This is a genomic window from Pseudomonas putida (genome assembly GCA_041071465.1).
GTDB lineage: Bacteria > Pseudomonadota > Gammaproteobacteria > Pseudomonadales > Pseudomonadaceae > Aquipseudomonas > Aquipseudomonas putida_P.
This window is the reverse complement of sequence record CP163498.1, coordinates 2,029,479-2,047,714: the sequence shown is the minus strand read 5'-3', so window position 1 is coordinate 2,047,714 and position 18,236 is coordinate 2,029,479. Positions and strand designations below refer to the sequence as shown.

14 protein-coding genes and 3 pseudogenes are annotated in these 18,236 nt (G+C 63.2%); 10 read left to right on the top strand and 7 right to left on the bottom strand.

Annotated elements, in window-relative coordinates; genetic code table 11:
- Positions 1-8: 8 nt before the first annotated feature.
- The gene (gene rpmG, locus AB5975_09475) at positions 9-164 is read left to right on the top strand and encodes a 50S ribosomal protein L33 (protein ID XDR22017.1); all 156 of its coding nucleotides are present in this window, start codon (positions 9-11) and stop codon (positions 162-164) included.
- A gap of 70 nt (positions 165-234) precedes the next feature.
- Here the strand turns inward: rpmG and AB5975_09470 are convergent, their stop codons facing one another.
- Complete coding sequence (locus AB5975_09470) at positions 235-594, bottom strand: cupin domain-containing protein (GenBank protein ID XDR22016.1); 360 nt, start codon at positions 592-594, stop codon at positions 235-237.
- 196 nt (positions 595-790) lie between these two features.
- On the opposite strand from AB5975_09470, the pseudogene AB5975_09465 reads away from it, so the two are divergent.
- Together AB5975_09465 and AB5975_09460 are read left to right on the top strand one after the other, a co-directional pair.
- Positions 791-2,283, top strand: a pseudogene (locus AB5975_09465) (aldehyde dehydrogenase).
- A 104-nt stretch (positions 2,284-2,387) separates the two neighbouring features.
- A complete protein-coding gene (locus tag AB5975_09460; protein ID XDR22015.1) occupies positions 2,388-3,527 on the top strand; it encodes an MFS transporter in 1,140 nt (379 codons plus the stop codon).
- 39 nt (positions 3,528-3,566) lie between these two features.
- Here the strand turns inward: AB5975_09460 and AB5975_09455 are convergent, their stop codons facing one another.
- Complete coding sequence (locus AB5975_09455; protein ID XDR22014.1) at positions 3,567-5,120, bottom strand: phospholipase D family protein; 1,554 nt, start codon at positions 5,118-5,120, stop codon at positions 3,567-3,569.
- 60 nt (positions 5,121-5,180) lie between these two features.
- On the bottom strand, positions 5,181-6,611 hold the full coding sequence (locus AB5975_09450; protein XDR22013.1) for a PLP-dependent aminotransferase family protein: 1,431 nt from the start codon (positions 6,609-6,611) through the stop codon (positions 5,181-5,183).
- Positions 6,612-6,789: 178 nt separating this feature from the next.
- Here AB5975_09450 and AB5975_09445 point away from each other — a divergent pair, with 178 nt between their 5' ends.
- Positions 6,790-7,020, top strand: a complete 231-nt coding sequence (locus tag AB5975_09445) for a DUF1127 domain-containing protein (protein XDR22012.1) — start codon at positions 6,790-6,792, stop codon at positions 7,018-7,020.
- A gap of 156 nt (positions 7,021-7,176) precedes the next feature.
- Here AB5975_09445 and AB5975_09440 read toward each other — a convergent pair.
- Positions 7,177-8,470: pseudogene (locus tag AB5975_09440) on the bottom strand (NAD(P)/FAD-dependent oxidoreductase).
- Between the two features lie 129 nt (positions 8,471-8,599).
- Between AB5975_09440 and AB5975_09435 the strand changes: the two are divergent.
- Positions 8,600-8,953: a YkgJ family cysteine cluster protein gene (locus AB5975_09435; protein ID XDR22011.1), complete on the top strand. Its 354-nt coding sequence runs from the start codon at positions 8,600-8,602 to the stop codon at positions 8,951-8,953.
- 2 nt (positions 8,954-8,955) lie between these two features.
- Here the strand turns inward: AB5975_09435 and dadR are convergent, their stop codons facing one another.
- Positions 8,956-9,444: a transcriptional regulator DadR gene (gene dadR / locus AB5975_09430; protein ID XDR22010.1), complete on the bottom strand. Its 489-nt coding sequence runs from the start codon at positions 9,442-9,444 to the stop codon at positions 8,956-8,958.
- A 156-nt stretch (positions 9,445-9,600) separates the two neighbouring features.
- Here dadR and dadA point away from each other — a divergent pair, with 156 nt between their 5' ends.
- The 5 genes from dadA to AB5975_09405 all read left to right on the top strand — a co-directional run bounded on the left by dadA (position 9,601) and on the right by AB5975_09405 (position 15,364).
- A complete protein-coding gene (gene dadA, locus AB5975_09425) occupies positions 9,601-10,905 on the top strand; it encodes a D-amino acid dehydrogenase (GenBank protein XDR22009.1) in 1,305 nt (434 codons plus the stop codon).
- Positions 10,906-11,051: 146 nt separating this feature from the next.
- Positions 11,052-12,125: an alanine racemase gene (gene alr, locus AB5975_09420; GenBank protein ID XDR22008.1), complete on the top strand. Its 1,074-nt coding sequence runs from the start codon at positions 11,052-11,054 to the stop codon at positions 12,123-12,125.
- 109 nt (positions 12,126-12,234) lie between these two features.
- Positions 12,235-12,783, top strand: coding sequence for a cupin domain-containing protein (locus AB5975_09415; GenBank protein XDR22007.1), 549 nt, complete (start codon positions 12,235-12,237; stop codon positions 12,781-12,783).
- Positions 12,784-12,937: 154 nt separating this feature from the next.
- Complete coding sequence (locus tag AB5975_09410; GenBank protein ID XDR22950.1) at positions 12,938-13,342, top strand: cytochrome c5 family protein; 405 nt, start codon at positions 12,938-12,940, stop codon at positions 13,340-13,342.
- 165 nt (positions 13,343-13,507) lie between these two features.
- Positions 13,508-15,364 (top strand): acetyl-CoA hydrolase/transferase C-terminal domain-containing protein, encoded by a 1,857-nt coding sequence (locus tag AB5975_09405; GenBank protein ID XDR22006.1) that lies wholly within the window; start codon positions 13,508-13,510, stop codon positions 15,362-15,364.
- A gap of 122 nt (positions 15,365-15,486) precedes the next feature.
- On the opposite strand, the gene AB5975_09400 is transcribed toward AB5975_09405, so the two are convergent.
- A complete protein-coding gene (locus AB5975_09400) occupies positions 15,487-16,059 on the bottom strand; it encodes a xanthine phosphoribosyltransferase (GenBank protein XDR22005.1) in 573 nt (190 codons plus the stop codon).
- A 64-nt stretch (positions 16,060-16,123) separates the two neighbouring features.
- Positions 16,124-18,132, bottom strand: a pseudogene (rep, locus tag AB5975_09395) (DNA helicase Rep).
- Positions 18,133-18,236: the final 104 nt, after the last annotated feature.

Genomic DNA, 18,236 nt, shown 5'->3' with positions numbered 1-18,236 from the left:
AGAACATCATGCGTGAATTGATCCGTCTGGTTTCGAGTGCCGGTACCGGCCACTTCTACACCACCGACAAGAACAAGCGCACCACTCCGGACAAAATCGAGATCAAGAAATATGATCCGGTTGTTCGCAAGCACGTGGTGTACAAGGAAGCCAAGATCAAGTAATTGATCGGCAACCTGAAAAAACCCGCATCCGAAAGGACGCGGGTTTTTTTATGCCTGCGTTGGCCTCAGGTCATTTCTGCTCGAACATCACATAGATCTTGCGGCACGGCTCAAGCACCTCCCAGGTGCCCTTGAACCCGGCGGGGATGACAAACCGATCGCCGGCACGCAGGGTTTTCGCTCCGCCTTCCTGGTCGCGCAGCACCGAAACGCCCTGAACGATCTCGCAGTATTCATGCTCGGTGTAGTTCACCGTCCACTGGCCCACCTCACCCTCCCACACGCCAGCGGCAAACTGCCCGCACGGGCTGGAATAGTGGTTGTAGACCGCCTGGTCTGGCTCACCCTTGAGGATTTTTTCCGCCGCTGGGCGGTAGCGTTCGGCCTCTGTGATGACCTGGGCGAAGTCGATGATGCTGTCTATGCGCATGGTGCGGCTCCTGTTGTTGTTTAATAAAATGAACATCAGTAGGCATTTGGGCCTTCCGTGTCAAATATATTGATAGTTTACACCGGCTGGTTTAGGGTATCGCTAGCCAGTGTGCGCTCGTCGCCCGGCCAGAATTCTGACAACGCCTGTGAGTCCTCAGTGCGGCGTTGCACCTAAACAAGAGGAGGAGTTTCGTATGACCACCCTGACCCGTGCGGACTGGGAACAACGTGCCCAGCAACTGAAGATCGAAGGCCGCGCCTTCATCAACGGCGAATACACCGATGCCGCATCCGGTGAAACCTTCGAGTGCCTGAGCCCGGTCGACGGACGCTTCCTGGCCAAGGTTGCCAGCTGCGACCTGGCCGATGCCAATCGCGCTGTGGAAAACGCCCGCGCCACCTTCAATTCCGGCGTCTGGTCGCAACTGGCCCCGGCCAAGCGCAAGGCCAAGCTGATTCGCTTCGCCGACCTGCTGCGCAAGAACGTCGAAGAGCTGGCGCTGCTGGAAACCCTGGACATGGGCAAGCCGATCGGCGACTCCTCCAGCATCGACATCCCAGGTGCGGCCCAAGCCATCCACTGGACTGCCGAAGCCATCGACAAGGTCTACGACGAAGTCGCCCCGACCCCGCACGACCAGCTTGGCCTGGTTACCCGCGAACCGGTGGGCGTGGTGGGTGCCATCGTGCCGTGGAACTTCCCGCTGCTGATGGCTTGCTGGAAACTCGGCCCTGCGCTGGCCACCGGTAACTCGGTGGTGCTCAAGCCGTCCGAAAAATCGCCGCTGACGGCCATTCGCATCGCCCAGCTGGCCATCGAAGCCGGCATCCCGGCTGGTGTGCTGAACGTGCTGCCAGGTTACGGCCACACCGTGGGCAAGGCTTTGGCCCTGCACATGGACGTCGACACCCTGGTGTTCACCGGTTCCACCAAGATCGCCAAGCAGTTGATGGTTTACGCGGGTGAATCGAACATGAAGCGCATCTGGCTGGAAGCCGGCGGCAGAGCCCGAACATCGTCTTCGCCGATGCGCCGGACCTGCAAGCTGCCGCTGAGGCCGCTGCCAGCGCCATCGCCTTCAACCAGGGCGAAGTGTGCACCGCAGGCTCGCGTCTGCTGGTCGAGCGTTCGATCAAGGACAAATTCCTGCCGATGGTGGTCGAGGCCCTCAAAGGCTGGAAGCCAGGCAACCCGCTGGACCCACAGACCACGGTCGGTGCCCTGGTCGACACCCAGCAGATGAACACCGTGCTGTCGTACATCGAGGCTGGCCACCAGGACGGCGCCAAGCTGCTGGCCGGCGGCAAGCGCACCCTGGAAGAGACTGGCGGCACCTACGTCGAGCCGACCATCTTCGACGGCGTGACCAACGCCATGCGCATTGCCCAGGAAGAAATCTTTGGCCCTGTGCTGTCGGTGATCGCCTTCGACACCGCCGAAGAAGCCATCGCCATTGCCAACGACACGCCGTATGGCCTGGCGGCTGGTATCTGGACCTCGGACATTTCCAAGGCCCACAAGACCGCCCGTGCCGTGCGCGCTGGCAGCGTCTGGGTCAACCAGTACGACGGCGGCGACATGACCGCGCCGTTTGGTGGCTTCAAACAGTCGGGCAACGGTCGTGACAAGTCGCTGCATGCGCTGGAGAAATACACCGAGCTGAAGGCGACCTGGATCAAGCTGTAATCCAGTGAAGGGGGCTGCACAGCAGCCCCAGCCATAGCCGGGTCGGCTTACGCTGCCCCGGCTTCGTCGTTTTTGCTGTTCAAGAATTCTGCTGGGAGGCTGCAATGCGTTGGGGTACCTATTTCGCCGTACTGGCATCGGTGCTCAGCGTCGGGCTGGCGCTCGGCGTGAGCATGCCGCTGGTGTCCCTGCGCCTGGAGGCCTGGGGCTACGGCAGCTTTGCCATCGGCGTGATGGCGGCGATGCCGGCGCTGGGGGTATTGGCAGGTGCCAGCCTGGCCAGCCGCCTGGCAGGCTGGGTGGGCGTGCCTTCGGCGATGCGCCTGTGCCTGTGGGGTGGGGCGCTGTCGATCGGCCTGCTCGCACTGTTGCCCAGTTACCCGCTGTGGCTGCTGCTGCGGCTGATGATCGGCATGTCCCTGACCGTGGTGTTCATCCTCGGCGAAAGCTGGATCAACCAATTGGTGGTCGAGCAGTGGCGTGGCCGGTTGGTGGCGCTGTATGGCAGCAGCTACGCCCTGAGCCAGCTGGCCGGGCCGTTGGTGCTGGGCTTTCTCGGCTCTGATGACGACTTCGGTTTCTGGGCCGCGACCGGCCTGTTGCTGGCCGCGCCGCTGGTGCTGCTGGGGCGTGGCGGTGCGCCGAGCACCGAAGCCTGCAGTGTCACCTTCCGCGACCTGTTCGCCTTCTGCCGGCGTTTGCCGGTAATCGCCTGGGCCATTGCCCTGTTCGCTTCGTTCGAGGCGATGATCCTCACCTTGCTGCCGGTGTATTGCCTGCAGCAGGGCTTCAGCACCGAAATCGCCCTGTTCATGGTCAGTACCGTGGTGGTGGGGGATGCAGTGTTGCAGTTGCCTATTGGCGCGCTGGCTGACCATATGTCGCGCCGTACGCTGTTTACAGGCTGTGCAGTGACGTTGCTGGTTTCTAGCCTGGCGATTCCGCTGCTGTTGCATACGCCGGTGATCTGGCCATTGTGGGTGTTGTTCGGCGCCAGTGCTGGTGGCCTGTTTACCCTGTCGCTGGTGCTGATTGGCGAGCGCTACCGGGATGATGAATTGGTGCGGGCGAATGCCCATGTTGCGCAGTTGTGGGGTATTGGCTGCTTGCTCGGGCCTTTGCTGGCGGGGGCGGGGAGCCAGTGGGTCAGCGGGCATGCGTTGTTGTTCCTGATGGCAGCAGGGGCTGCCGGGCTGGTGGTGTTGACCCAGCGGCGCGGGGCTTTCGAGGCAGTGTCTGCCTGATGGATTTTGGGGCCGCAAGGCGGCCCCCCGCATTTGCGGCTACAGCATCTTCTCCAAGCCAACCGCCTTGCTGACCCAGGCATTGAACCGCCGCCAGATCCCCCCTGGCTCAGAGGTCAGCATATGCCGTTTGCCATGGTCCTCGGTCGCCCACACCAGCTTGTCGCCCACCAGCTTCACCTGGTAGCTCAACGCAGGCGCCATACCCTGTTGGGCCAGCTCGCGGGTGTATTCGGCCAGCTCCGGGCTGTCCACCAGCACCCCGACTTCAGTGTTCCACAGCACTGAACGTGGGTCGAAGTTGAACGACCCGATGAACGTCTTGCGCCGGTCGAACACGATTGCCTTGGTGTGCAAGCTTGAATCCGAACTGCCACGGAAGCTCAGTCGCCTCGCGCTGGGGTCGCCCGGCTGGCGCCGCAGTTCGAACAGCTGTACGCCATGCTCAAGCAAGGCACGGCGATAGGGCGCATATCCACCATGCACCGCCGGCACATCGGTTGCCTCCAGCGAATTGGTCAGCAGCTTCACCGAGGCGCCGGCGTCGGCGCGGCCGGTCAGGTACAGCAGGCCCGGTTCGCCCGGTACGAAATAGGCCGACATCAGGATCAGCTCGCGCTGCACGCTGGCCAGGTCCGGCGCCAGCTGCTGGCTCAGCAGCAGTTGCGGGTCAGGTTCGTCGTCGGCTAGCACCTTGCTTGGCGCATCCCATAGCGCCTGGGCGTGGGCCCAGATGAGCTCATTGCGCCAGACGTCCAGGCGCGGCTGCGACTGGTAGGCCATCAAGCGATCGTACAGGGCCTTGCGCCGGGTTCTGGCTTCGGCCAGCGACACTTCCAGGCGGTGGCGGCTGGCACGCAGGTCGTTGGCATCCGGGTCATACCAGAGGAAGTCGGTGATCGGCCGGCTGAGGGCGCTGTTCCAGTACTGGTCGAAGCTGTGCCCCAATTGCTCGGCCACCGGGCCCACACCCAGCAAGTCGATGTCGGTGAAATTGAGGTTGGGCTCGGCATCGAAATACTCGTCGCCCAGGTTGCGCCCGCCGACGATGGCCATGCTGTTGTCCACCAGGAACAGCTTGTTGTGCATGCGCCGGTGCTGGCGGGACAGGTTGAACAGCCGGCCGGCAGCGCGCGTAAAACCGGTGCTGCGGCCCAGGTGCAGCGGGTTGAACACGCGAATCTGGATGTTCGGGTGGGCATCGAGGGTGCCCATGATGGTGTCCAGGCCATCGCTGGTGGTGTCGTCCAGCAGGATGCGCACGCGCACGCCACGGTCGGCGGCGCGCAGCAGCTCATGCACCAGGGCGCGGGTGCTGAGGCCGTCGTGGACAATGTAGTACTGCAGGTCGATGCTCGCCTGGGCGTTGCGGATCAGCTCGGCACGGGCGCGAAATGCCTCGTTGCTGTTGGGCAGCAGGCGAAAGCCCGAGCGGCCGCCGTATGGCGCGGCCTGGCGCAGCACCGAACGGCCGAATGCCGAGTCGTTGGCGGGCAGCGCCTGGCTGGTTTCGCGGGGCGCACTGACGCTGGCGCAGCCGGCAAGGCCGAGCGACAGCACCAGCAGCAGAGGCAAGGCTCGCTGGAGTGTCAAGGGTGGATCGTCCTGTGCAGCAAGGGCTTTAGGGGTTGGACCGTGGCGGGCGGCGCAAAGTTACGCGTCGGCGCTTTCTTCATCCAGTAGACGAAGGGCGGTTTCACCTACCTTGCGCACGGCGGCTTCGATCTGCGGCGTCGGCCGCGCGGCGAAGTTCATGCGCAGGCAGTGGCGGAACTTGCCCGAGGCCGAGAAGATGCTGCCTACGGCAACCTGCACGCCTTGCTCCAGTAAAGCGCGGTTTAGCCGCAGCGTATCGAAATGTTCGGGTAATTCCACCCACAGCATGAAGCCGCCCTGGGGCCGGCTGACCCGGGTGCCTGGCGGGAAGTAACGGGTTACCCAGTCGCTCATCAGGTCGCGGCCACGCTGGTACTGGCTACGCATGCGCCGCACGTGGGGCTGGTAGTGCCCGCCGGCGATGAAGTCGGCGATGGCCAGTTGCGGCTGGCTGGCGCTGCTGCCAGTGCTGATGTACTTCATGTGCAGCACGCGCTCCAGGTAGCGCCCGGGCGCCACCCAGCCGACCCGCAGGCCGGGGGCGAGGGTCTTGGAGAACGAGCTGCAGAGCAGCACGCGGCCATCGTCGTCGAACGACTTGAGGGTGCGCGGGCGCGGGTAGGTGTAGGCCAGGTCGCCGTACACATCGTCTTCCAGAATCGCCACGTCATAGCGTTGAGCCAGGCTCAGCAGGGCCTTCTTGCGCGCCTCGGGCATGATGTAACCCAGCGGGTTGTTGCAGCTGGGGGTGATCTGGATGAGTTTGATCGGCCACTGCTCCAGAGCCAGCTCCAGCGCTTCCAGGCTGATGCCGGTGACCGGGTCAGTGGGGATTTCCAGCGCTTTCATGCCCAGGCCCTTGAGGGTTTGCATGGCGCCGTGGAAGCTCGGCGAGTCGACCGCAACGATGTCGCCAGGCTCGCAAACCGCTCGGATGCTGCAGGACAACGCCTCATGGCAGCCGGTGGTGATCACCAGGTCGGCAGCACCCAGGCGGCAGCCGGAGTCGAGCACCAGCCGGGCCACCTGTTCGCGCAGGGCCAGGTTGCCATGGATGTTGTCGTAGTACAGGCCAGGCATGTCCTGGCGCCGGCTCAGCTGGGCGAGGCTGCGCAGCAGCGGCTTCAGGGTGGGGCTGTCGATGTCGGGCATGCCACGACCAAGCTGGATCACGTCCTTGCGCGGGGTGCTGCGTATCAGCTCCAGCACCTGCTCCCACTGTGAAATATCCACCGGGCGCTGGGCCGGGCGGCTGACGGCAGGCAGGGCCGGCAGGTGGCGGTGGTCACTGACGAAGTAGCCGGACTTGGGCCGTGGCGAGACCATGCCGCTGTCTTCGAGCATGCGATAGGCCTGCTGCACGGTGCTTAGGCTGACCCCATGCTCCACGCTCAGGGCTCGTACCGACGGCAGGCGTTGGCCGGGGCGGTACAGGCCCTGCTCGATGCGGGCGCCGAGTAGTTCGGCGAGGTTCAGGTAAAGGGTCACGGCATACTCCTGCGCTGCATTGGCATAGCGACCGGTACAGTTGGGGTGAAAATACAGCATTCAGTCGGCCAATGGCTAATTCTGTATGGGAATAATAAGGTTGTATTGGATCTGTATTGTCGATGGTGCCGACGCGCATGCTTTCTCCACGGTATCAACTGAACGGGAGGGTGCAGTGATGGGTGGCATGAGCGATGTGCGCTTGCAACTGTTGGCCAAGGAGCTGGAAGCCGGGCAGCAGGCCAAGGTGTTCAACGCGCCGCAAGGACTCGGGCGTTTGGGGCTGATGCTGCATCGCTGGCATACCCGCAGGGCGCTGCTGCAACTGACCGATGACGAGTTGCGCGATGTCGGGCTGAGCTGGGAGCAGGCCCGTACAGAAGGGCGCAAACCCTTCTGGAAGGACTGACCAATGTGACGCTGCGCGGTCCCTGTAGGAGCGGCCTTGCGTCGCGAAAGGGCCGCAAAGCGGCCCCAGCGATATCTGTGGCGAAGCTGGAAACCTGGGGGCGCTTCGCACCCCTTTCGCGACGCAAGGCCGCTCCTACACTGACCGCGCCAGCTGTCAGGCCAGCTCTTTGAGCCTGTGCCACAGCATCCCCAACGCCAGTAGCGGCGAGCGCAGGTGCTTGCCGCCAGGGAAGGTGATATGTGGCACCTTGGCGAACAGGTCGAAGCGCCCGCTTTGCTGGCCACTGATGGCCTCGCCCAACAGGCGCGCGGCCAGGTGGGTGGCGTTGAGGCCATGGCCCGAGTAGGCCTGGGCGTAATACACGTTCGGCTGGCTGGCCAGGCGGCCGACCTGCGGCAGGCGGTTGGCGCCAATGCCGATCATGCCGCCCCACTGGTAGTCGATGCGCACGTCGGCCAACTGTGGGAATACCTTTAGCATCTTCGGCCGCATGTAGGCGGCGATGTCTTTCGGGTCGCGCCCTGAATAGTGGCAGGCACCGCCGAACAGCAGGCGTTGGTCGGCGGACAGGCGGTAGTAGTCCAGCGCCACGCGCTGGTCACACACCGCCATGTTCTGCGGCAGCAATGCGCGGGCGCGTTCTTCGCCCAGTGGCTCGGTGGCGATGATGTAGCTACCGGCCGGGAGCACCTTGCCGCCCAGCTCGCGGTTGAGGCCGTTGAGGTAGGCGTTGCAGCACAGTACCAATGTCTTGGCGCGTACCCGGCCCTGGGCGGTATGCACCTGCACTTCGGGGCCGTAGTCGATGCGGGTGACCTCGGACTGCTCGAACAGCTTCACGCCCAGGCGGCTGGCCACGGCCGCTTCGCCCAGGGCCAGGTTCAGCGGGTGCAGATGGCCGGAACCCATGTCGATCAGCCCGCCCACATAGCAGTCGGCACCGACCACGCTGTGGATATCGTCCTTGCCGACCAGCCGTAGCTCATGCGCATAGCCCAGGCTGCGCAGCTCCTCGGCGTCTTCGGCAAAGCCCAGCAGTTCGGCGGGTTTGTTGGCCAGGTCGCAGTCAGCCCCACGTCAGGTCGCAGGCGATGGCATGCTTCTCGACGCGCTCGCGGACGATCTGCACGGCTTCCAGGCCCATCAGCTTCATGCTGCGCACGCCGTCCTCGCCAATCACCGGGAGGAACTGCTCCAGGCCGTGGCCGACGCCACGGATCAGTTGCCCGCCATTTCGCCCGCTGGCACCCCAGCCAAGTTTGCGTGCCTCCAGCAGGATCACCGATAAGCCGCGTTCGGCCAGCTCGATGGCGGTGTTGAGGCCCGAGTAGCCGCCGCCGACGATACATACATCGGCGCTGTGCTCGCCTTGCAGGAAGGAGTAGTCAGGGTGTGGCGCGCTGCTGGCGGCGTAATAGGAGGCGGCGTGCTGCGCGCTGTGGACCATTGGCTCGTTCCTGGGGGTGGTGGGCTAGGGGAGGAGGATAAGCCGGGGTAGGGTAGTGGGCAACAAGGCGAGGGCTGCGCCCGCGAATGGGCCTATAATCCGGTCAAGATCCTTGCTTTGTATTCCGCCATGTCCTGCAACCGCCACAAGATCCACTTCCTGCGCGAACTCATCCCCTCATTCGAGTGCGAGCCCGGCTGCCACGACTGCTGCGGCCCGGTCACTACGTCGGCGGAAGAAATGGCCCGCCTGCCGCGCAAGTCCCAGGAAGAGCAGAGCGCCGCGCTGGAGCGTCTGGACTGCGTGCACCTGGGCCCCAATGGCTGCACGGTGTATGAAGAGCGGCCGATGATCTGCCGCCTGTTCGGCACCACGCCGCGCATGGCCTGCCCGCGTGGCCGTGGCCCTGAGCCGATGATCGACCCCGCCGCCGAGCAGCTGGTCCACCAGTTCATAGCCACCACCCGCCAGGTGCTGGTCTAGCCTCAGTCCGGGATCGGTAGGCAGAGGCTCTCCTTAACCTCTTCCATCACGATGTAGCTCTTCGATTCGCGCACGTGCGGCAGCTTCAGCAGGATGTCGCCGAGCAGCTTGCGGTACGAGGCCATCTCCGAAATGCGCGCTTTCACCAGGTAGTCGAAGTCACCGGAAACCAGGTGGCACTCCAGTACGTGCGGCAGCTTCAGCACCGCACGGCGGAACTCTTCGAAGGTGTCGCCCGACTTGTAGTCCAGGCTGATTTCCACGAACACCAGCAGGCTGCCCTTGAGGTGCTGCGGGTTCAGGCGGGCGTTGTAGCCCATGATGATGCCCTCGCGCTCCAGGCGGCGAACCCGCTCGGTGCAAGGGGTGGTGGACAGCCCAACTTTCTCGCCCAGTTCGGTGAAGGAAATACGGCCGTCATTCTGCAGGATCCGCAGGATGTTGCGGTCGATCTTGTCCAGTTCACGCTTGCTCTGGTGCTGGGTTCTCATAGGGGATGCCCCTCCGTGAAAGGCGATTTTGCCGAGAATTCTCGCCAATAATAGGCTTTTATATAGTGAATTGCACTGGTCTCAAATTCCTATACTGCGCGCATTCATGCCATTTCAATAAAAGTCTGCGGCGTGCCGCGTGTGAGGGATAGAACGATGCGAGTTTTGGTACTTGGTAGCGGTGTAATCGGAACCGCCAGTGCCTATTACCTGGCCCGGCAAGGTTTTGAAGTGACGGTGGTCGACCGCCAGCCGGCGGTGGCCATGGAAACCAGCTTTGCCAACGCCGGTCAGATCTCGCCCGGCTATGCCTCGCCCTGGGCTGCCCCGGGTGTGCCACTGAAAGCCATCAAGTGGCTGCTCGAGCGCCACGCGCCCCTGGCCATCAAGCTCACCGGCGACGTCGATCAGTACCTGTGGATGGCGCAGATGCTGCGCAACTGCACCGCCAGCCGTTACGCGGTGAACAAGGAGCGCATGGTGCGTCTGTCCGAGTACAGCCGTGACTGCCTCGATGAACTGCGCGCCGAAACCGGCATCAACTACGAAAACCGCAGCCTGGGTACCACCCAGCTGTTCCGCACCCAGGCCCAGGTGGATGCCGCGGCCAAGGACATTGCCGTGCTCGAGCAGTCCGGCGTGCCTTACGAGCTGCTCGACCGCGACGGCATTGCCCGCGTCGAACCTGCCCTGGCCGGCGTCAAAGACATCCTGGCCGGTGCCCTGCGCCTGCCAAATGATCAGACGGGCGACTGCCAGCTGTTCACCACCAAACTGGCCGACATGGCGCTGAAACTGGGCGTGGAGTTCCGCTTCGGCCAGGACATCCAGCGCCTGGACTTCGCAGGCGACCGCATCAATGGTGTGTGGATCGACGGCAAGCTGGAAACTGCCGACCGCTATGTGCTGGCGTTGGGCAGCTACTCGCCGCAGATGCTCAAGCCGCTGGGCATCAAAGCCCCGGTGTACCCGCTGAAAGGCTACTCGCTGACCGTGCCGATCACCAACGGCGACATGGCGCCGACGTCGACCATCCTCGACGAAACCTACAAAGTCGCCATCACCCGTTTCGACAACCGCATCCGTGTCGGCGGCATGGCTGAAATCGCCGGTTTTGACCTGTCGCTGAACCCGCGTCGGCGCGAAACGCTGGAGATGATCGTCAACGACCTTTATCCTCGCGGCGGTGACCTGAGCCAGGCCAGCTTCTGGACCGGCCTGCGCCCGGCGACCCCGGACGGCACGCCAATCGTTGGCGCCACAGCGTTCCGCAACCTGTTCCTGAACACCGGTCACGGTACCTTGGGCTGGACCATGGCGTGTGGCTCCGGTCGCCTGCTGGCCGACCTGATCGCGCGCAAGAAGCCGCAGATCAGTGCCGAAGGCCTGGACATTTCCCGTTATGGCAACAGCCGGGAAGTGGCCAAGCACGGGCAGACCGCGCCGGCTCACCAGCAGTAATAGCCTGCACCGGCCTCTTCGCGGCTAAAGCCGCTCCCACACGGACCGCATGTTCATGGACATTGAGGGGTCCTCTGTGGGAGCGGCTTTAGCCGCGAAGAACCCAACACCGTTTTCAACCTGTGAACCACCATAAGGCAGCCGCCATGCGTCCCGCCCGCGCCCTGATCGACCTCCAGGCCCTGCGCCACAACTACCGTCTGGCCCGTGAACTGACCGGTGCCAAAGCCCTCGCCGTGATCAAGGCCGATGCCTATGGCCACGGTGCCGTGCGCTGCGCCCTGGCCCTGGAGGCCGAAGCCGACGGCTTCGCCGTGGCCTGCATCGAAGAGGCGCTGGAGCTGCGCGCCGCCGGTATCAAGGCCCCGGTGCTGTTGCTGGAAGGCTTTTTCGAAGCCAGCGAGCTGGCGCTGATTGCCGAGCACGACCTGTGGTGCGTGGTGCACTCGCTGTGGCAGCTCGAAGCCATCGAGAAAACCCAGCTGCACAAGCCGCTCACCGTTTGGCTGAAGCTAGACAGCGGCATGCACCGTGTTGGCCTGCACCCCAAGGACTACCACGACGCCTATCAGCGCCTGTTGGCCTGCGGCAAGGTTTCGCGCATCGTGCTGATGAGCCACTTCGCACGTGCCGACGAGTTGGACGCTGACGCTACCGCCCAGCAGATCGCCGTGTTCGAGGCCGCCCGCCAGGGCCTGGCCGCCGAATGCAGCCTGCGCAACTCGCCCGGTGTGCTGGGCTGGCCGCAAGCGCCCAGCGACTGGGTACGCCCTGGTTTGATGCTGTACGGCGCCACACCGTTCGAAGTGCCCCAGGCAGAAGCTACGCGGTTGCAGCCGGTGATGACCCTGCAGTCGCGGGTGATCAGCGTGCGCGAGTTGCCTGCCGGCGAGCCGGTAGGCTATGGCGCCAAGTTCGTCAGCCCACGGCCAACCCGCGTTGGCGTGGTCGCCATGGGCTATGCCGATGGTTACCCACGCCAGGCGCCCAACGGCACCCCGGTGCTGGTGGCCGGCCAGCGCACCCAGGTGATTGGCCGGGTGTCGATGGACATGCTCAACATCGACCTGACCGACGTGCCTCAAGCCACCGTCGGTAGCTCGGTCGAACTGTGGGGCAAGCAGGTGCTGGCCAGCGAAGTGGCCGCGCAGGCGGGCACCATTCCGTACCAGATCTTCTGCAACTTGAAGCGGGTGCCGCGGGACTACATCGGCGAATGACACGCTGAAGCGGACAGGTTGAAGGGCGGTGTGTTGTAAATACTGAACGGCATTGCCATGATATCGTTCACATTCACCCCCCTTCCCACCGTTTCAGGAGGCTCCAGCTTTGGACGTCGGCGAACGACTGCAAGCCATCCGCAAGCTCAAGGGCCTGTCCCAGCGCGAACTCGCCAAGCGTGCCGGCGTGACCAACAGCACCATCTCGATGATCGAGAAGAACAGCGTAAGCCCCTCCATCAGCTCGCTGCGCAAGGTGTTGAGTGGGATTCCCATGTCCATGGTCGAGTTCTTTTCGGTCGAGCTGGAACCTGAAAGCCCCACGCAGATCGTCTACAAGGCCCATGAGCTGATCGATATCTCGGACGGTGCGGTGACCATGAAGCTGGTCGGCAAGTCGCACCCCAATCGTGCCATCGCCTTTCTCACCGAGGTGTACCCGCCAGGTGCCGACACCGGTGCCGAGATGCTCACCCACGACGGCGAGGAAACCGGCATCCTGCTTGAGGGGCGCCTGGAACTGGTGGTCGGCAACGAGATCTTCATCCTCGAAGAAGGCGATAGCTACTACTTTGAAAGCACTCGCCCGCATCGCTTTCGCAACCCGTTCGACCAGCCGGCGCGGTTGATCAGTGCGGCGACGCCTTCAAACTTTTGATCCAGCGCAGTGCATTGATTCGGCAATACCCCTTTCCCGTGTGGGGTCGTTTCACGGCCTCTGGGTTCCCGCTATACTTTTCAACGCTCGCCGATCCGTGGCCGCGAGCGTGATTAGCCACCATGAGGGTGTTCGCGTGAACCAAATCAAGAAGATGCTGGCCGTACCAGCAGCCGTATTCGCCCTCTGGGCAATGAGCGCAACCGCTGCGACCAATGACGACATCGCCAAACGCCTGGAGCCGGTTGGCCAGGTGTGCGTCCAGGGCCAGGAATGCAAGGGCATGGAAGTGGCTGCAGCAGCGGGGGGCGGGGGCGCCAAGACGCCAGATGACATCATCGCCAAGCACTGCAATGCCTGTCATGGCACTGGCCTGCTGGGGGCACCGAAAATTGGCGATACCGCCGCGTGGAAAGAGCGCGCCGATCACCAGGGCGGCCTCGACGGCATCCTGGCCAAGGCCATTACCGGTATCAACGCCATGCCGCCCAAAGGCACCTGCGCGGACTGCTCGGATGACGACCTGAAAGGGGCGATCAAGAAAATGTCCGGCCTGTAAGACACAGCTGAATCGCACGAGGCCCGCCATTGATGGCGGGCTTTGTTTTTGGGGTGCCGGCACTCTCCCTGTCGCGGGTTCGCCCGTGAAGGGGCCGGTACAGGCAACCAATCACGCCCGGACTGTGTCCAACCCCTGAACCCATGGATGTCTCAGGAGGCCCCGATGCACCTCTGCTCCATCGACCTGGCTGTCGAGCAAGTCCTGTCGCGCCTGCCTGCTCATATCCACATGGGCCTGCCGTTGGGCTTGGGGAAACCCAATGCATTCGTCAACGCGCTCTACGCCCGAGTGCGCGAGTTGCCCGAGCGACGGCTGACCATCTACACCGCGTTGTCCCTCGGCCGCCCGCCATTGGGTGACGGCCTGCAACGGCGCTTTCTCGAACCCTTCGTCGAGCGCGTCTTCGCCGACTACGAAGAGCTCACCTACCTCGCCGACTTGCGCAACGACAGCCTGCCACCAAACATTCGCGTAGAGCAGTTCTTCATGCAGCCCGGCAGCCTGCTGCACAGCGAATCGGCCCAGCAGGACTACATCAGCAGCAATTACAGCCACGCCGCCCGCGACATCAACGCCAAAGGTTTGAACCTGATTGCGCAAATGGTGGCCGCCACACCTGAAAAGCCTGTTCACTTGAGCCTGGCCTGCAACCCCGACATCACCCTCGACCTGCTGCCGATGATCGCCAAGCGCCGTGCGGCCGGCGAAACCATCCTCATGCTCGGCCAGGTGCACGCCGAGCTGCCTTACATGCCGGGCGATGCGGAACTGCCCATCGATGCCTTCGACCTGTTGATCGACGAAGCCGAGCAGCGCCGGCTGTTCTCCACGCCGAACATGCCGGTCGGCACCCAGGACCACTGCATCGGCTTGCACGCCAGCAGCCTGGTGCGTGACGGCGGCACTTTGCAAATCGGCATCGGTGCCATGGGTGATGCAGTCGCCGCCGCGCTGCTGGCGCGCCAGGGTGACAACGCAGGCTACCGTGCCTTGCTGGAAGAATTGGATGTTGGCCCTTGGCAGTCACTGATCGAGCGGGAAGGGGGGCTGGATACGTTTGCCCAAGGCCTGTACGGCTGCAGCGAAATGTTCGTCAACGGCCTGCTGGTGCTGGCCGAAGCAGGCCTGCTGCGGCGCTCGGCGGATGAGCAGGGGCCCGTGGTGCATGGCGGTTTTTTCCTTGGCCCGCAGGCGTTCTACCAACGGTTGAGAGAGATGCCACTGGAACAGCGCGCGCGGTTTGCCATGACCCGTATCAGCTTCATCAACGAGCTGTACGGGCAGGAGGAACTGAAGCGCCGTCAGCGACGCGATGCGCGTTTTATCAACACGGCGTTCGGTATGACGCTGCTCGGTGCCGGGGTGGCCGATCAACTGGAAGATGGCCGTGTGCTCAGCGGCGTGGGTGGGCAGTACAACTTCGTCGCCCAGGCTCATGCACTGGAAGGCGGGCGCTCGATTTTGCTGCTGCGCAGCTGGCGTGAGTCGGGCGGGGAGGTGACCTCGAACCTGTTCTGGACCTATGGCCACTGCACCATCCCTCGGCACCTGCGCGATATCGTTGTGACCGAGTACGGCATTGCCGACCTACGCGGGCAGACCGACAGCGAGGTGATTGCGCGGTTGTTGGCGGTGTGTGATTCGCGGTTCCAGCAGGGGCTGATCGAGCAGGCGAAAGAGGCCGGCAAGCTGCCCAGGGATTTTCAGCTGGATGCGCGGTTTACCGACAATACGCCACAGCGGCTGGAGGCGATCAAGGCGCGGCATGCGCGGTTGTTCCCGGAGTACCCGATGGGGACGGACTTTACGGCTGAAGAGCGGGACTTGTTGCGGGCGCTGAACTGGTTGAAGAGCAAGTTCAAGCTGAGCGAGGTGCTGGAGCTGGGCAAGGCAGCGTTGGATGCGCCGGGGCCGGAGGGGTATGAGGGGCACCTGAAGCGGATGCAGCTTGATAGGCCGCATGGGCTGAAGGAAGAGCTTTATCAGCGGTTGCTACTGGCGGGGTTGGCGGCGTCCTGATGAATAGCTGGGGCTGCTTTGCAGCCCATCGCGACACAAGGCCGCTCCTACAAGGGTTATGCGTATTCCTGTAGGAGCGGCCTTGTGCCGCGAAAGGGCCGCAAAGCGGCCCCCAATGGTGCTTATTCGATGAAGCTGACCACACCGCCTTCCAGCGACTTCACCCGGGCCAGCGATTCAACGCGGTAGCCTTGGCTGTCCAGCTCGGCACGGCCGCCCTGGAACGACTTCTCGATCACGATGCCCAGGCCTGCCACGGTGGCGCCGGCTTGCTTGATGATCGAGATCAGCGCCTGCGAAGCTTTGCCGTTGGCCAGGAAGTCGTCGATCACCAGCACGCGGTCGCTGCTGTTGAGGTGGCGTGGCGAGATGGCCACGGTGTTCTCGGTCTGCTTGGTGAAGGAATACACCGAGGCAGTCAGCAGGTTTTCGGTCAGGGTCAGCGACTGATGCTTGCGCGCGAAGATCACCGGCACGCCCAGCTTCAGGCCAGTCATCACCGCCGGGGCAATGCCCGAGGCTTCGATGGTGACGATCTTGGTCACGCCGGCGTCGGCGAACAGGCGGGCGAACTCGTCACCGATCAGCTGCATCAGCGCCGGATCGATCTGGTGGTTGAGAAACGCGTCGACTTTGAGAACCTGATCGGAAAGCACGATGCCTTCTTCGCGAATCTTCTGATGCAGTGCTTCCACTTTGTTTTCCTCGATGTAGCAAAGGTGGCCGCAAATAGCGGCAAAGTTAAAGAGTAATGGTTGATCAGCGTTTGAGCATTGCCCGGATATCGGCCAGGGCGTTGTTGCCGCGTGCGGCCTTCACCTCGACCGGTGCATCGTCCAGGCCCTCCCAGGCCAGGTCGTCCGGAGGCAGTTCGTCGAGGAACCGGCTTGGCGTGCAGTCGATGATTTCACCGTACTGCTTGCGCTTGGCCGCGAAGGTGAAGGCCAGGGTCTGGCGCGCGCGGGTAATGCCCACGTAGGCCAGGCGGCGTTCCTCTTCGATGGTGTCGGCCTCGATGCTGGAGCGGTGCGGGAGGATTTCCTCTTCCATGCCCATGATGAACACGTAAGGGAACTCCAGGCCCTTGGAGGCGTGCAGGGTCATCATCTGCACACCTTCGGCGTTTTCTTCCTCTTCCTGCTGGCGCTCGAGCATGTCGCGCAGCACCAGCTTGCCGATGGCGTCCTCGATGGTCATGTCACCCTCTTCATCTTTCTCGAGGGTGTTTTTCAGCGCTTCGACCAGGAACCAGACGTTGCTGATACGGAAGTCCGCAGCCTTGTCGCTGGCGGTCTGCTGGCGGATCCAGTTCTCGTAGTCGATGTCGCGGATCATCTCGTGCAGTGCGGCAATCGGGTCTTCCAGGGCGACCTTGTGACGCACCCCGTCCAGCCAGTGCTTGAAGCGCTGCAAACGTTCGGTGTAGCGGGCGTCCAGGTGCTCGCCCAAGCCCAACTCCTCGCTGGCGGCGTACATCGAAATGCCGCGTTCGGTGGAGTAGTTGCCGAGCTTTTCCAGGGTGGTGGAGCCGATTTCCCGGCGCGGTACGTTGATCACCCGCAAGTAGGCGTTGTCATCGTCCGGGTTCACCAGCAGGCGCAGGTAGGCCATCAGGTCCTTGACCTCCTGGCGGCCGAAGAAGCTGTTGCCGCCCGACAGGCGATACGGCACCTGGTGGTGCTGCAGCTTCAGTTCGATCAGCTTGGCCTGGTAGTTGCCCCGGTAGAGGATGGCGAAGTCGCTGTACGGGCGGTTGGTGCGCAGGTGCAAGGTGAGGATTTCCATGGCCACGCGTTCGGCCTCGGCTTCCTCGTTTTTGCAGCGGATCACGCGGATCTCGTCGCCTACGCCCATCTCGCTCCACAGCTGCTTTTCGAACGCGTGCGGGTTGTTGGCAATCAGCACGTTGGCGCAGCGCAGGATACGGCTGGTGGAGCGGTAGTTCTGTTCGAGCATGACGATCTTCAGGGAGGGGTAGTCCTCCTTGAGCAGCATCAGGTTTTCCGGGCGGGCACCTCGCCAGGCGTAGATCGACTGGTCGTCGTCGCCCACCACGGTGAACTGGTTGCGCATGCCGATCAGCATCTTCACCAGCAGGTACTGGCTGGCGTTGGTGTCCTGGTATTCGTCCACCAGCAGGTAGCGCACGCGGTTCTGCCAGCGCTCCAGCACTTCGGGGTGTTCCTGGAACAACTTGACCGGTTGCAGGATCAGGTCGTCGAAGTCCACCGCGTTGAACGCCTTGAGCGTGCGCTGGTAGTGGGTGTAGACGATGGCGGCGGTCTGCTCGCGCGGGTTGCGTGCTTTTTCCAGGGCCTCTGGCGGCAGGATAAGGTCGTTCTTCCAGGCACCGATCATGTTCTTGATCTCGTCGATGCCGTCGTCGCCGGAGTATTCCTTCTGCATGATGTCCGACAGCAACGCCTTGATGTCGGACTCGTCGAAGATCGAGAAGCCCGGCTTGTAGCCGAGGCGCTCGTGCTCCTTGCGAATGATGTTCAGGCCCAGGTTGTGGAACGTGCACACCGTAAGCCCTCGGCCTTCCCCGGGCGCAGCAAGGTGCCGACACGCTCCTTCATCTCGCGCGCGGCCTTGTTGGTAAAGGTCATCGCCACGATGTACTGGGCACGGATGCCGCAGTTCTGGATGAGGTGGGCAATCTTGCGCGTGATCACGCTGGTCTTGCCCGAGCCTGCACCGGCGAGCACCAAAAGAGGGCCGCCGACATAGTCACGGGCTTCCTGCTGCCGGGGATTGAGTCGGGACATGCTAGAAACCGGGGGTCGCCAGAAAATAGCCGCGCATTCTAACAGGCATGGAGCGGTTGTGGCGCGACCGTCTGACGTCTGAGTCAGACTTTTGTCCGCCTAAC